12 protein-coding genes are annotated in these 15337 nt (G+C 39.1%); 11 read left to right on the top strand and 1 reads right to left on the bottom strand.

Annotated features, from left to right (window positions below):
* Positions 1-232: 232 nt before the first annotated feature.
* The 9 genes from J2S10_RS22715 (at position 233) to J2S10_RS22675 (ending at position 11301) form a co-directional block, all read left to right on the top strand.
* Entirely contained in the window at positions 233-1039 is an 807-nt protein-coding gene (locus tag J2S10_RS22715; protein WP_307412631.1) for a uroporphyrinogen-III synthase, read from the top strand.
* 678 nt (positions 1040-1717) lie between these two features.
* Positions 1718-3070 (top strand): NAD(P)-dependent oxidoreductase, encoded by a 1353-nt coding sequence (locus J2S10_RS22710; RefSeq protein ID WP_307412898.1) that lies wholly within the window; start codon positions 1718-1720, stop codon positions 3068-3070.
* Between the two features lie 58 nt (positions 3071-3128).
* On the top strand, positions 3129-4415 hold the full coding sequence (preA, locus tag J2S10_RS22705; RefSeq protein ID WP_307412629.1) for an NAD-dependent dihydropyrimidine dehydrogenase subunit PreA: 1287 nt from the start codon (positions 3129-3131) through the stop codon (positions 4413-4415).
* Positions 4416-4434: 19 nt separating this feature from the next.
* Positions 4435-5853, top strand: coding sequence for a dihydropyrimidinase (gene hydA / locus J2S10_RS22700; protein ID WP_307412627.1), 1419 nt, complete (start codon positions 4435-4437; stop codon positions 5851-5853).
* 183 nt (positions 5854-6036) lie between these two features.
* Positions 6037-6255, top strand: coding sequence for a hypothetical protein (locus J2S10_RS22695; protein ID WP_307412625.1), 219 nt, complete (start codon positions 6037-6039; stop codon positions 6253-6255).
* Between the two features lie 35 nt (positions 6256-6290).
* Complete coding sequence (locus J2S10_RS22690; protein ID WP_307412623.1) at positions 6291-6524, top strand: hypothetical protein; 234 nt, start codon at positions 6291-6293, stop codon at positions 6522-6524.
* A gap of 92 nt (positions 6525-6616) precedes the next feature.
* The gene (locus J2S10_RS22685) at positions 6617-8227 is read left to right on the top strand and encodes a PucR family transcriptional regulator (RefSeq protein ID WP_307412621.1); all 1611 of its coding nucleotides are present in this window, start codon (positions 6617-6619) and stop codon (positions 8225-8227) included.
* 186 nt (positions 8228-8413) lie between these two features.
* Positions 8414-9874, top strand: a complete 1461-nt coding sequence (locus J2S10_RS22680; RefSeq protein WP_307412619.1) for a CoA-acylating methylmalonate-semialdehyde dehydrogenase — start codon at positions 8414-8416, stop codon at positions 9872-9874.
* A gap of 71 nt (positions 9875-9945) precedes the next feature.
* A complete protein-coding gene (locus J2S10_RS22675) occupies positions 9946-11301 on the top strand; it encodes an aspartate aminotransferase family protein (RefSeq protein WP_307412617.1) in 1356 nt (451 codons plus the stop codon).
* Between the two features lie 223 nt (positions 11302-11524).
* On the opposite strand, the gene J2S10_RS22670 is transcribed toward J2S10_RS22675, so the two are convergent.
* On the bottom strand, positions 11525-12232 hold the full coding sequence (locus J2S10_RS22670) for a hypothetical protein (RefSeq protein ID WP_307412615.1): 708 nt from the start codon (positions 12230-12232) through the stop codon (positions 11525-11527).
* Between the two features lie 101 nt (positions 12233-12333).
* Here J2S10_RS22670 and J2S10_RS22665 point away from each other — a divergent pair, with 101 nt between their 5' ends.
* Positions 12334-14595: an AAA domain-containing protein gene (locus tag J2S10_RS22665; protein ID WP_307412614.1), complete on the top strand. Its 2262-nt coding sequence runs from the start codon at positions 12334-12336 to the stop codon at positions 14593-14595.
* A gap of 362 nt (positions 14596-14957) precedes the next feature.
* Complete coding sequence (locus J2S10_RS22660) at positions 14958-15323, top strand: MarR family winged helix-turn-helix transcriptional regulator (protein ID WP_307412896.1); 366 nt, start codon at positions 14958-14960, stop codon at positions 15321-15323.
* The last annotated feature ends 14 nt before the right edge of the window (positions 15324-15337 follow it).

Genomic DNA, 15337 nt, shown 5'->3' with positions numbered 1-15337 from the left:
CATAAATTACATAACCTAACAAAAGATGACATAATCAGTATGTCCAAGGAAAGTGAATTCATTCCATGAAGATTAAACTGGAGGCTGCATATTTAACTCCTATTTTATGTATATTCACCTAGATGTAATTTTGCGATATTTATTTTGTCGCTTGAAATTGTTAATGATCTTTTATCTCCAAAGATTAGATAATAGGATAGTAAAAAAACATAATTGTCAGAGAGGTATTGCTATGGAAAAAGGGTTGGCAGGGAAACGAATTGTGATTGGCGGTTCACGAAAAATTGAAGAAATAAGCACGATAATAGAAAAACAAGGCGGTGTACCGCTTGTTCGTTCCCTTCAAGGAACGGTATTTTTAGCCGATAAGGAAGTTGAACCTGAGTTAGTGAAATTTGTTAAAGAGGGCGCAGATTGGGTCATTTTTACTACCGGGGTTGGGATTGAAACACTGGTAAATGTGGCTGCGAAATTGGGAATTGAAGACCGGTTTTTAGAAGTGATTCGTCAAGCTAAAGTAGCATCAAGAGGTTATAAATCCCTTGCGGCACTTAGGAAATTAGCGATAAATCCTGTTGCAGTAGATGAGGATGGTACTACAAAAGGGTTAATGCGTTCCCTTGAAAATGTTGACTTTAGCGGAAAAAAAATAATGATTCAGCTTCATGGCGAGTCAGCTCCATTATTGACTAAATACCTTGAGGACCAAGGCGCAACTGTACAAAAGATTCTCCCATATCAACATATTGCTCCTGATACTGAAACGGTTTGTAAATTAACTGAAGAACTTCTTTCGAACGAATGTGATGCTGTCTGTTTTACTACCGCTACGCAAGTTCGTTCCCTTTTTGATTTTGCCGGGGAACAAGGCAATATATCCGATATTGTCCAAGTTTTTAAGGAAAAAGTTTTAGCAGTAGCTGTCGGCAAAGTGACGGCAGAAGCTCTAATTGAAGCCGGAGTTGAAAGAGTACTGGCTCCTGAAAATGAAAGAATGGGAGCTATGATTATTGAATTGTCCAAGTATTATAATAGATAGTATTCTAAATCTTATTTTATTACAGAAATTCTTTTCAAACAGTGTACCTGATCAAGGTATGCTGTTTTATTTTTAGTATTTGTCGAAATGCGTCGAGAAATTTTTGATCCTGATTCATTTCTTACATGTTGATATATCAGCATTCTTCATGCAGAAGCATTGATAATTAAAGATATTGATTAAGATTTTAAAAAGTATGTAAGAAAAATTAACAATTCGATATAATTTTACAAATTTAATTGTATAATTGTGATAAATTGAAAAAGGATTCAGATAATTGTACAAGAAAGCTTTTCCTCACCGCTCTTGTTGTACCGGCTTTTTACCTTCCGACTAGTAAAAAAAAATTTTTAGTCCACGATTACTACTTTATTTCTTTGTTAGGGAAACAAATCAATTTTACATACTGGATAATCAAATGCTTGCAGCATTTTACAGGTTGTATAATGTAATGCCCTTGTATAGCCTGTAAAATTTAGAATAGATGCAGAATTTTCTGTAAAATACATAACCGCTCTAAAGGAGGATTGGTACCTACTCAAGAAGAGAGTTTTTTCGTCATCACTTTTTAGTAAAGCGCTTTCATTTCTGATAATACCTTTTTTAGGTAAAAAATTTCAGAGTTTGTAACCTCTATATCATTCAATTAAGGAGGGTTTCTTTTTGGCAAATGAAAAAATGCAGCGTATTTCCTTATCCAATCTTGAAAAGAACTTTCAAGAGGTGGAACAGGGTTTAACCAATCGGGAAGCAGTTGAAGAATCTAATCGATGCCTTTATTGTTATGACGCCCCTTGTATCAAAGCCTGTCCAACAGGAATTGATATCCCGACATTCATTAAAAAAATTGCCTCAGGAAATTTGCTTGGTTCGGCCAAAACGATTATGTCTTCAAATCCAGTTGGTGCAAGCTGTTCCAGGGTATGTCCAACAGAAGAGCTTTGTGAGGGCGCATGTGTGTTAAATCATTCAACAAAGCCGATTATGATTGGTAACCTGCAACGGTATGCGACGGATTGGGCGATAAAAAATGAGCAAACTTTGTTTCAGCCCGGTAACTCCAATGGGCGGACAGTTGCCGTCATTGGCGGCGGTCCTGCAGGATTATCTGCTGCAAGGGAGCTTGCAAGATTAGGTTATGAGGTTACAATTTTCGAAGCAGCGGAAAAGTGCGGCGGATTAAACACTTTCGGTATCGTTTCCTTCCGATTGCCGCAGGCTATTTCCTTTTGGGAAGTAGAACAAGTTGAAAAATTGGATGTAAAGATTAAGACAAGCACGTCGGTCGGAAAAGATGTTTCACCTGAATTCTTACTGGAAAATTTTGATCATATCGTCTTAGCTGCCGGGATGGCCCATGTTCCGAACCTCGGTGTTGAAGGTGAAGACTTAGATGGTGTCCATGATGCGATCGAATTTGTAAAAGCAACAAAAAGCGGTCAGCTATCAGAGGACTTTGTTGGAAAGCAAGTTGTTGTGATTGGTGCCGGAAATACGGCAATTGACGGAGCTACCTGTTCGGTTCGCTTAGGAGCTGAGAATGTAAAAATCTTGTATCGAAGAACGGAAGAGGAAATGACAGCCTATGACTTTGAATATGAATTTGCTAAGCAGGATGGCGTCGAATTCCGCTTTTTAACAGCACCAAAAAGAATTATCGGCGATTCATCAGGTAAGGTTACCGGTATTGAGTGCATCAAGATGAAACTCGGTGAACCTGAAAAAGATGGACGCAGGAGCCCGGTACCAATTGAAGGATCCGAGTACGTTATTCCCGTAGATGCTGTTGTAAAAGCAATCGGACAAACAAAACATTTAAATTTAATCGAGTCATTAGGCCTCAAACATGAATACGGTGTCGTTCAGGTGAATCAAGAAACATTCCAAACGTCAAACCCTAAAATCTTTGCATGTGGAGACGTTGTTTTCGGCAAAGGAAAAGGGGATGCCATGGTGGTAACGGCAGCAAAACATGGAAAAAAAGCTGCTTATGCCATTCATATGCAATACAGTGCGGTGGGGACAGTTTGATGCTATTCGCCGGCAACCTATTAATCTTCTTATTTGATAACAAAGGGGAGAAAAAGAGATGGCTGATTTAAGTATTAATCTTGCAGGTATTAAATCTCCTAATCCGTTTTGGCTTGCCTCAGCACCTCCTACCAATTCAGGCTATCAGGTGCAAAGAGCGTTTGAAGCAGGCTGGGGCGGAGCGGTTTGGAAAACGTTGGGGGATCCAATTTTGAATGTTTCCTCAAGGTTTGCTGCGGTAAGCTTTAACGGACAAAGAGTAGCCGGTTTCAATAATATTGAACTCATCACCGACCGGCCATTAGATGTTAATTTAAAAGAAATCTATGAAACGAAAAAGCGTTTTCCAAACCATGCGATTATCGCCTCGTTGATGGTTGAACCGAAGCAAGAAAAATGGCATGAAATTGTTAAACGGGTCGAAGATGTCGGCGTTGACGGACTTGAATTAAATTTCGGCTGTCCGCATGGAATGGCTGAGCGGGGAATGGGAGCAGCCTCCGGTCAGGTACCCGCGCTTGTAGAACGGCAAACGTTCTGGGTGAAAGAAGTTGCTAAAACACCTGTCATTGTCAAATTAACACCAAATATTACCGATATTACAGCTACTGCTGAAGCAGCCGTCAATGGCGGTGCAGATGCCGTTAGTATGATCAATACAATCAATAGTTTGGCAGGAGTTGACCTTGATACCTGGAATACAATTCCACATGTTGCGGGAAAAGGGGCACATGGCGGGTATTGCGGTCCTGCAGTTAAACCGATTGCCTTAAATATGGTGGCTGAATGTGCAAGGAACTCAAGAATTAACGTTCCAATCTCAGGAATTGGCGGCATTTCCAATTGGCAGGATGCGGTGGAGTTTTTACTAATGGGTGCAACCGGTGTTCAGGTCTGTACGGCTGCGATGCATCACGGTTTCCGCATTGTCGAAGACATGATTGAAGGACTTAGCCATTATTTAGATAGTAAGGGTATTGCTTCTGTTTCAGATATTATTGGGAAGTCTGTCTCCAGATACTCTGATTGGGGTAATTTGGACCTTAACTACAATATTGTTGCCAAAATCAATACTGATGTTTGTATTAATTGTAATAAGTGCCACATTGCCTGTGAAGATACCTCCCATCAATGTATTGACATGCTCACAGATGCAAACGGAAAGAGCTATTTGAAGGTTCGTGAAGAAGATTGCGTCGGCTGTAACTTGTGTTCGATCGTTTGTCCGGTTGACGGGGCTATCGATATGATTGAAGTGCCGAGCGAGCTGCCGCCGATGACCTGGAATCAACGCCAAGCTGCACTGAAATTGAAAGCAGAATGTAAAGTCGATATAAAAGGATAGTTTGAGGAGGGTATAAACGATGAAGAAGCTAATTAAGAACGGTACGATTGTAACGGCTGCAGATACTTTTCAGGCCGAACTATTAATTGAAGATGGAAAAGTTACTCAAATAGGAACGAACTTATCAGCAATTGGTGCTGAGGTAATCGATGCAAAAGGCTGTCTTGTTCTACCCGGAGGAATTGATCCCCACACTCACTTAGATATGCCATTTGGCGGAACGGTAACTAAGGATGATTTTGAATCAGGAACCATAGGAGCGGCTTTTGGCGGAACAACAACGGTCATTGACTTTTGTTTAACCAATAAAGGGGAGCCATTAAAAAATGCCATCCAAATCTGGCATGACAAATCAAAGGAAAAATCGGTGATTGACTATGGTTTCCACTTAATGATTTCGGAAATCAACGAGGATGTACTAAATGAACTTCCAGAGGTTATTAATGAAGAAGGAATTACTTCCTTTAAAGTATTTATGGCCTACAAAAATGTCTTCCAAGCGGATGATGAAACATTATTCAAAACGCTTGTATCGGCAAAAGAACATGGAGCACTTGTTATGGTGCATGCGGAGAATGGTGATGTAATCGATTATTTAACGAAAAAAGCCATTGAAGAAGGCAAAACAGAGCCGATTTACCATGCTTTGACAAGACCGCCTGAATTAGAGGGTGAAGCCACAGGTCGTGCTGCCAGTCTGACGGGTCTTGCAAATTCTCAATTATACGTGGTTCACGTATCCTGTGCAGATGCGGTAGAAAAAATTGCCCAAGCTCGCAGTAAAGGCTTTGATGTTTGGGGAGAAACATGTCCGCAATATTTGGTCCTTGATCAAAGCTATTTGGAAAAACCGAATTTTGAAGGTGCCAAGTATGTTTGGTCCCCTCCGTTGAGAGAAAAATGGAATCAAGATGTCCTTTGGAATGCGTTGAAAAGCGGCCAGCTCCAAACTATTGGATCCGATCAATGTTCTTTCGATTTTAAAGGACAAAAGGATTTAGGACGCGATGATTTTACGAAAATTCCAAATGGCGGGCCGATTATTGAAGACCGACTATCGATTCTGTTCTCTGAAGGTGTAAAGAAGGGGCGGATTAGTTTAAATCAGTTTGTCGATATTACTTCTACACGCGCTTCGAAATTGTTTGGTTTATTCCCGCAAAAAGGGACGATTGCCGTTGGATCGGATGCTGATATTGTAATCTTTGATCCAAATGCAGAACGGGTAATTTCTGCAGAAACTCACCATATGGCAGTTGATTACAATGCGTTTGAAGGAATGAAGGTCACCGGTGAGCCTGTTTCTGTTTTATCCCGCGGGGAATTTGTTGTCCGTGAAAAGCAGTTCGTCGGCAAACCGGGTTCAGGCCAATATTTGAAAAGGGCAAAATACAGTGTAAATACGCCGGTAACTCAAAATGAAACATTATCAATCTAACGTAAAACAACTTGCTTCATCCTCTTGTTAAATGAAAGCATTCCGCAATTGCTCGTTTCATTGAGCAATTGCCCTTTTTATTAATAAGTTATTTGAAAATTCAGAGGAAACAACACGGTCTTTATCGAATTTAATAAATGATTAAAGAATGCGTTTTTCACCATTTTGAATAGGGGGGATAAGATGTCAGAGTATCAACAATTTTTAGATGAAAGAGACAAAATCGATTTTTTCATTCAAAAGGGATATCGCATTAACGGAGTTAAGGAACAATTAAATGGGGATAGCGTCGGTTTTTTATCTCCGAATGGAAATATTACTGAAACAATTCTTATAAAAAATCCGAATGCAAGGAAATATTTTTCAAGTCTCCTTATTCAACAGAATCAAGGGACGAAGTAATGGAGAAAAAAAGATTTTGAAAATGGGGGAAGTAGATGGAATTCTTCTTAAAATCCAAGGACAATGCATACCCATGCGTTGTGACCATTGATGAGGATAATGGCCGTTACATGATTCGCAAGTCTGACTCAAGCGGTGAGGTTTTCAATACACCGGCAGAATTAGTGGTATGGATTCTGGAAAATTGGGGGGTAGATGATTTTATTGATAAAGAGGAGTTTGTATCGATGCTAAATGCAATCAAAGAATACTTCCCAATCATTCATTAATTTACTATTGGTCTTAAGGAAAGGGGTTGGTTAATCGTTGCCAATCCTTTTTTGTTCATTCCCAAATAAATAACTTCAAGGAGATTTAAAGGATGAAGGAACATTTACAACTTACGGTTGCAGATATTTTGGGGCGGAAGCACTTTGAAAATGCTATTTTGATTGCTGGGGAGGAAGGCATCCACCGGATCGTAAAATGGGTCCATGTTGTGGAAGTAACAAGTATTCGAAATCTCCTGAATGGAGATGAACTTATTTTATCCACAGGGGTAGCGTGGAAGGAAAATATCGAACTATTTGTCTCCATGGTTAAACAGTTAATTGAATTTAATGCTTCAGGGCTTTGTATTGAGATGGGGACTTATTTGTCGGAGATTCCGGCTGAAGTTATCGAAATTGCCAATCAGTATCAATTCCCTGTAATTGTGTTTCAGCAGGAGGTTCTGTTTGTGGAAATCACCCAAGATATTCATTCCTGTATTATCAATCAGCAATATCAAATGATTTCCGATTTAGAAAACTATTCACAAAACCTCAATAAACGGCTTTTGACAATTGAATCGTATGAAGATATTCTTCAATTTATCTTTGCAACGTTAGATATCCAAATCATTTTCCGAATAAAAGACAGGGAATATGAGTTTGTTCCTGAAATTAAACCAATTGAACAAAACGGGATTATTCAGCTACTAGAGAGGGCAAACAAGCAAAACAGTGATCATTTTGCGTTTGCCCCAATTTACCTTTTCGGTCAGGAATACGCAGATTTAGTCATTTTTTCGAAGGAAATTCCCATCGGTGAATTTGATTTATTAATTTTGGATCGTACGTCAACCGCTTTGGCTCAGCACTTATTAAGAGACTTATATGTCGAGGAAAAGAAGAGAGTAGAAGAGTTTGAGTGGTTGCAAGGGTGGCTTGAGGGTGAACATCCGCTCGAGAGCATTAACGATTATTTGCTTGAGAACGGTATCAAAGCCAGGACGAATGATGCAGTAGTTTTAATCACAAAGTTTTTTGCTATAAAAGGAAAATCTGATGTTACATACCTAAAATTATTATTTCGTTCTGTTTTTGAACAAAACGGTTTTTCTGTTTTTGCGGTGGAAAAAAGAAACGAAATAATTTTTATTCTACTGAACAATCGAACGAAAACAAATTTGAAAGAACGAATTAAAAAAGCGATTGAATCAATTAAAGACTCTGATTTTATCAAAAATCAAAGCTCGGCAAAAATGTTTATTGCTGCGGGAAGGTTTATTGATACGCTTAGTGATGTACATAAAAGCTATTATTCTGCTAAGGAAACCGTTCGAATTCAACACAAAATGACAAAGAAAGAAATCTATTATTTTTATGAAGATTTACATTTGTATCGTCTGATTTCCAAAATGAGCAAGCATATGGATTTACAAGAGCTTGCCATGGAGTACCTGCAGCCTGTTGTCCAATATGACGAAAAATATAATGGCAAGCTACTTGAAACGTTAAAAACCTATTTAGAGTGCAATGGTTCAAAGCAGGAAACATCCAGTAAGCTCTTCATCGTTAGGCAGACACTCTATCATCGTATTCAAAAACTGGAAAGCCTTCTTGGAAATGATTTTATGGAGCATGAAAAACGGGTTGCCATTGAATTTATGCTGCTTGTAAATGATTATGCAACTCCATTTTCCCAAAAGAAGGAATTTAAAACACGCTGATTTATGCTTTTAGCAAAGGAAATAGACAAAAAGTTGAAGAAGTGTTCACTATGTCGAAGAAACGAAGGAACTCATTTTACATTCTGTCTAATGAAAGAATTTTCAAATTACGAGATAATTACATTATAAAGTTTTTATAAGCTATTTATTCCAAATTAATTTTTAAAAAAATAAGGAGGCTAAAACATGAGTGTAACAAAAAATGATACTGCCATTTTAAAAAATTTTATTAACGGTGAGTGGGTTAATTCAAATAGTGATCAAACATTGGACGTCCCAAATCCGGCAACCAATGAACTTTTGACAAAAGTGCCGGTCTCAACTAAAGAAGATGTCGATCTAGCCGTTGCAGCTGCAAAAGAAGCATTTAAAACTTGGAAAAATGTTCCTGTGCCTAAACGCGCAAGAGTCCTGTTTAAGTTTCACCATTTGTTGACAGAAAACCATGAGGAACTTGCCAGACTAATAGTTTTAGAAAATGGAAAGGCTTACAAAGAAGCCTATGGAGAAGTTCAAAGGGGAATAGAGTGTGTTGAATTTGCTGCGGGGGCTCCGACATTAATGATGGGTGAAACCCTATCCGGAATTGCCGAAGAGATTGATTCCGAAATGTTCCGTTTTCCTTTGGGGGTTGTCGGCGGGATTACACCATTTAATTTTCCAATGATGGTTCCGCTTTGGATGTTCCCAATGGCCATTGCTTGCGGAAACACTTTCATTTTAAAACCTTCTGAGCGTACACCTATTTTAGCGAATAGACTAGCAGAGTTATTCCGTGAAGCAGGAGCTCCGGCCGGGATATTAAATGTGGTTCACGGTGCACACGATGTTGTCAATGGCTTGCTCGAACACAAGGACATTGCAGCAATCTCTTTTGTTGGCTCCCAGCCGGTTGCAAAGTATGTGTACGAGCGTGCCGCAGCCGAAGGCAAGAGAGTTCAAGCCCTTTCCGGTGCGAAAAATCATCATATTGTCATGCCTGATGCCGATTTGGAAAAAGCAGTCCAAAATATTATGAGTTCAACGTTTGGAAGTGCTGGGCAGCGTTGTATGGCATGCAGTGCTGTTGTCGTTGTTGGTGATAATGCTCCATTTATCGCCGCCCTTAAGAAGAGTGCGGATGAATTAACCATTGGAAATGGAATGGATGATGAAGTGTTATTAACACCGGTAATCCGCAAAGAACATCGCGATAAAGCTCTTGGCTATATTGAAAAGGGACTGGAAGAAGGTGCGGACCTGATTAGGGATGGACGTAGAGAAATGGATGAACTTCCTGATGGGAATTTCTTAGGACCAACCATTTTTGATCATGTTACTACCGACATGACGATTGCGAAAGAAGAAATCTTTGCACCTGTATTAAGCTTGCTGCGTGCAAAAGATTTAGATGAAGGCTTGGAATATATTCGGAAATCACGATTCGGAAACGGGGCAACCATCTATACAAACAGCGCTAAAGCTGTCCGTCAATTCCGTGAAGAAGCAGATGCAGGTATGTTGGGAATAAATGTAGGGGTACCGGCAACAATGGCCTTCTTCCCATTCTCCGGCTGGAAGGATTCTTTCTACGGTGATCTCCATGTAAATGGCAAAGACGGATTAAACTTCTACACTCGTAAAAAAATGATCACTTCAAGATTCTAAAGAGAAATTGCAGAATGCAAATTAACTGGGGGTCTATTCATATAAAGAAAAAGGAACAGGGGGAAATAGGAATGGTTCAAACAAGTAAATCCCAAGAAACGTTACTTGAACAGGATGAAAAGTATCTTTGGCATTCTATGAAGCCTTATAATCCCAAGGCCACTATCGTTGCAACGAAAGCGGATGGTTCGTGGGTAACTGATGCGGATGGGAATCGTTATTTAGATGCAATGGCAGGCTTATTTTGTGTCAATGTAGGCCACGGGAGAACAGAGCTTGCAGAAGCAGCATACGAACAGTTGAAGGAAATGGCTTATTTTCCACTTTCACAAAGCCATGTACCCGCGATTAAATTAGCTGAAAAGCTCAATGAAATGCTTGGCGATGAATATGTCATCTTTTTCTCTAATAGCGGTTCCGAGGCAAACGAAACAGCCTTTAAAATCGTTCGCCAATACCATCAACAAAAAGGCGAGCATAGCCGCTACAAAATCGTTTCTCGCTACAGGGCCTATCACGGTAATTCGATGGGAGCCCTAGCGGCAACTGGGCAGGCACAAAGGAAATACAAGTATGAGCCACTTGCACCTGGGTTCATTCACGTTTCGCCGCCGGATTCCTACAGGGATGATTGCAATGTTGCCGACCCGAAGGAATTATCTTCAGTAAAAGAAATTGATCGCACGATGACCTGGGAACTAAGTGAAACAATTGCTGCTATGATTATGGAACCAATCATTACAGGCGGTGGAGTCCTTGTACCACCGGAGGGTTATTTGCAAGCGGTAAAAGAAGTCTGTGAAAAACACGGAGCACTTTTAATCGTTGACGAAGTCATTTGCGGTTTTGGCCGCACCGGTAAGCCATTTGGCTTTATGAACTATGGGGTGAAGCCGGACATCATTACGATGGCAAAGGGAATAACCAGCGCCTATCTGCCACTTTCGGCAACAGCTGTAAGAAAAGAAATTTACGAAGCGTTCAAAGGATCCGAAGAATATGATTTTTTCCGTCATGTGAATACATTTGGCGGAAGCCCGGCTGCTTGTGCTTTGGCCTTAAAAAATCTTGAAATTATGGAAACGGAAAAATTATTTGACCGCTCTCATGATTTAGGTGCACAGACTTTAAATGATTTAACGAATCTGTTACAGGACCACCCGTATGTGGGGGATGTCCGTGGGAAAGGGCTTCTGATCGGTATTGAGTTGGTTAAGGATAAAAAGACGAAGGAACCTTTGGATAATAAACTCGTTACTCAGGTGATTGCCAATTGCAAACAGAAGGGTTTAATAATTGGTAGAAATGGAACCACGGTAGCTGGCTTTAATAATGTGTTAATCTTATCACCGCCTCTGAACATTGAGCAGGAAGATTTGGACTTTATCGTTCAAACCCTAACAGACTCGTTAAATAAAATACTTTAATCTTTAACGTAATGAACACTCGCTATTTACATTTTGTAAAAAGCGGGTGTTTCTTTTATGGGAATAATTCAAAAAGCGACAAAAAATACTAGATTACCCAGTTTGAATATTGCTCATTTGCAATTGGAGATATGTCGATTTAAAATTATAAAATTTAGATAAAATCGCCCTAAAGGCGATTTTTTATATAAAAAAAAAGACCAATGGTCTTTTCTTTGATAATTTATCTATATCTTTTCCTTTTTGGTCTATAGTGGAAAACATCTTCACTTTCGAATGTATTTATTTCTTCATCCAGTTCTTCTACATCAAAAGTTTTAACTTCATTACTAACAATTCCAACTTTTTCAATTACATTTGCACTTTTATTGCTTCCAACTTTAATTTTATCATTTACCGCTCGTTCAGCAGTAACACCAACATCCTTAGGATCATGGACTACGTTTGCACCACCAGTTACCACACTAACTTCATCAGCTGCATCTTTTTCTTCATCATCGTCCTCCTTTTCACTACTTATTTTAATTTCAAGACCTTCATCCTCCTCATCATCCGCTTCATCTTCCTGCATGGATTTTTTGATCCTTCGCAAGGTATCTGTTCTTGAATTTGCGACTCCAATAATCTCATCAAGTAGCGTTGTGAAATTATCAAAATCTACATTATTTACACCACTATTTTCGATAATACTAAAAAAATCATCATAAAACATATGATATTCTTTATTATATTGTTCGCTGGTCATATCTCTGAACAGTGTGCCGTTAGTTCGAATAAATCCATAAATTAATTTCGTTAATACCTGAGTAGTGGCTTGTATTTGTTCTTTATCCAATTCAGTATCATTTATGAGATAATAATTCACATCGCGAAGTGTTCGATAATAGCTTTTAAAATTTCGATTTATTTCTAAAAATTCCAATTTACTCATTAGAAATTCCTCCTAATATTATTAAAAAATTCGTCAAATGAACCATATTTCCATTGTATTACCGATATGTAAAGAACGTTCTTATAGAAGGGAATTATTTAATGAAGGTCATAACAAATATAAAAGAATGGCAGCAGGCACTTCAAAACGAAATTATTCATTTAAAAAAATACGGTAGTAATAAATTTCTTCTATCGAATGGCAGGCTGTTATCAAGCGAAGGGTCTTTTACCTATTACTTTGATACCGTTGCTCCCGTTCGAATTCCTGTAGGCTCCTCCATCAAACTGGAGTGGGGGGGCAGCCGGCAGAACGGGCGTGTACTTTCTTCAGAAGATCAAGGCGTGATGCTTGCAATGGAGCAATCATTCGGGGAGTTAATTCGTGAGGCCTATTTATATCATGATCCCTGGGAGCTGCTCGAACAGCTTATTCAAAGGTTTGATGAAATCAAGAAAAGTAAACAAAAACGGTTACGAGTGAAAAAATTGATGGATCCCTCGATGCCGTCAAAGCATCCAATCGATAAAATTAAAAGTAATATCCATGAGCTCGTTTTAAGGTCTAAATACAACCCAGTAACCTTTGTCTGGGGGCCGCCCGGTACCGGTAAAACCTACACACTTGCACGAGTTGCTGCAAATAAATATTTTCATGAAAATCGGGTGTTGATTTTATCTCACAGTAACCAAGCAGTCGATGTTATTTTAAGTGAAATCTCAACCTTTATTAAAAAGAAAAACCGTTTCCAAGAAGGAGATGTGCTTCGATACGGTTTTAATTCCGGGGACACTCTAGCGGTTTCTGAAGCTGTTACCACCGGTCAGTTGCTGCAAAAGCACGACCCGCATCTTGCTGAGGACAGACAAATGTTAATAAATGAAAGAAGAAAACTAAAGCATGATTTGGCGCGGTCTTTTAGCAAAAGGGATTCTAACCGGTTATTAGAACTTGAGACACAGATTGCAAGAGTTCTCGAAAAAATTCGTCAAAAAGAAATCCAGTTTGTAAAAGATGCGTTTGTTGTCGGAACTACACTTGCAAAAGCAGCCGGTGACGCTGCTATTTATGAAAAGGAATTTGATATTGTCATCGTGGATGAAGCAAGTATGGCTTATGTCCCCCAGGCAGCATTTGCTGCTACGCTTGGAAAACGAATTATAATATGCGGGGATTTTAAACAATTACCACCGATTGCATCGTCTAGGGATCCGTTAGTCACGAGGTGGCTTAAAGAGGATATTTTTCACAGAGCAGGTGTTGTTGAGTGGGTAAAGGAAGGGAAACTGCATCCCCATTTATTTTTATTAAAGGAACAGCGAAGAATGCATCCGGATATCTCTGCTTTCACGAATCATTACATCTATCATTCCCTAGTTGGTGATCACGAAAGTGTTCAAAAGAGCAGAAATAAAATTGTCGAACAAGCACCGTTCCCAAAGCAGGCAGCAGTTCTGGTGGATACAAGCTATACTGGGGCACATTGTATGAATGAAAGGGCGTCAAATTCACGGTTGAATCCATGGCAAATGCTGTTATCTTTTCAAGTTATTCATGAATCCTATATGGGAGGTGCCAGATCAATTGGTTATGTGACACCCTACCGTGCTCAAGCCAATTTAATGGAATTATTATTAGAGGACGTATATGAAAAAGAACGTTCATCGGCTGATATCATTGCTGCGACAGTACATCGCTTCCAGGGCAGTGAGCGGGATGTGATGATCTTTGACACAGTTGATAGCGAACCGCAGGAACGCTCAGGTATGCTATTAACGGGAAAAGATAGCGAACGATTGATTAATGTTGCCATTACGAGAACAAAGGGAAAGTTCGTTCATATTAGCAATCAATCATTTATTCGCAAGCATGTCTATAATGGCAAAACACTTAGGCAGCTTGTGGAACATCAGGAAAGGCACCATCAAGCAGTACGGATAAAAGAAATAGGTGCCTGGATAAAAAAACAGCACCCTCAATTACAATGGATGCATGCACGTAAACTGGAAAAAGTGTTCCAAGATATAGAGGCTGCACGGGTCTCAATCGTTATTTCAATTCCAGTGCAAACAGCTTTACCAGAGGAATGGAGGCAAAAACTGAAAAATCGTGGCATAGGCGTTAAACTGATCATTTTTTCAGAGGAACAATGGCCGGAGCTATTACCGGATGAAGAGTTTGAAGAAAGCTTGTCGTTTCCGTTTATTATTATCGACCGACAGCTTTTCTGGCTTGGTTTGCCCTTGGAAGGTGCTATAGGTGTAAAACCGCCTTTCGTCGCCGCCAGACTGGATTCTGAGAAGGTTGCGGATTATTTTTTAGGGCAGTTTCAGGCAGGTGAGCAGTATACATGGCAAAAATGAAAGTTAAAATAGATCGATAAAAAAGCATCCTAATTGGATGCTTTTTTATCTTATTGAGTTATCCTTTCATTCAATTCTGCTTTGATTTTTTGGGAAGCTTGGTCATGTTGGACAGAGTTTTTCACTCTAAGAGTTAATAATAACCCTAGGCCTAAACAAATTGAGGGAAAAAAAAAACCGCTTTTTGAGAAAATAAAATTAAATAAAATGGTTGACGTAATTGAATACATGTTTTATTATTATCTCATATTCAAGATATTTTAATTCAAGATAAAATTATCGGAGGTGGTGAGATGGAAAAGGAACTTACTTTCAAAGCTTTTGTGGTTTTCATGAAAGCTGCGAAATCTGTTTAAGATAGAATTAAACATGATATAAACAATTACAGCCTCAGTCCAACAGAGTTTTCTGTGTTAGAGGTTTTATATCATAAAGGAATGCAAACTGTTCAACAAATTTGTAACCGGATTTTATTAGCCAGTGGCTCAATGACTTATGTGATTGATAAATTAGAACAGAAGGGTCTACTAAAACGTAATTTTTGCCCTGAAGATCGACGCGTCATTCATATCACAATTACAGAATCAGGAAAAAAAATAATGGATAAGATTTTTCCACAGCATCGAAAAGTAATTGAAAAATTATTTGATGGAATTGATCAAGAAGAGAAGCAACAAATCATCAGTGTCCTTAAAAGAGTTGGTCAAAAAGCTAGCTCGGGCATTTAAAAACAAAACCTATT

The sequence above is a fragment of the Neobacillus ginsengisoli genome, assembly GCF_030813055.1.
This window is presented reverse-complemented; position numbering and strand designations above follow the sequence as displayed.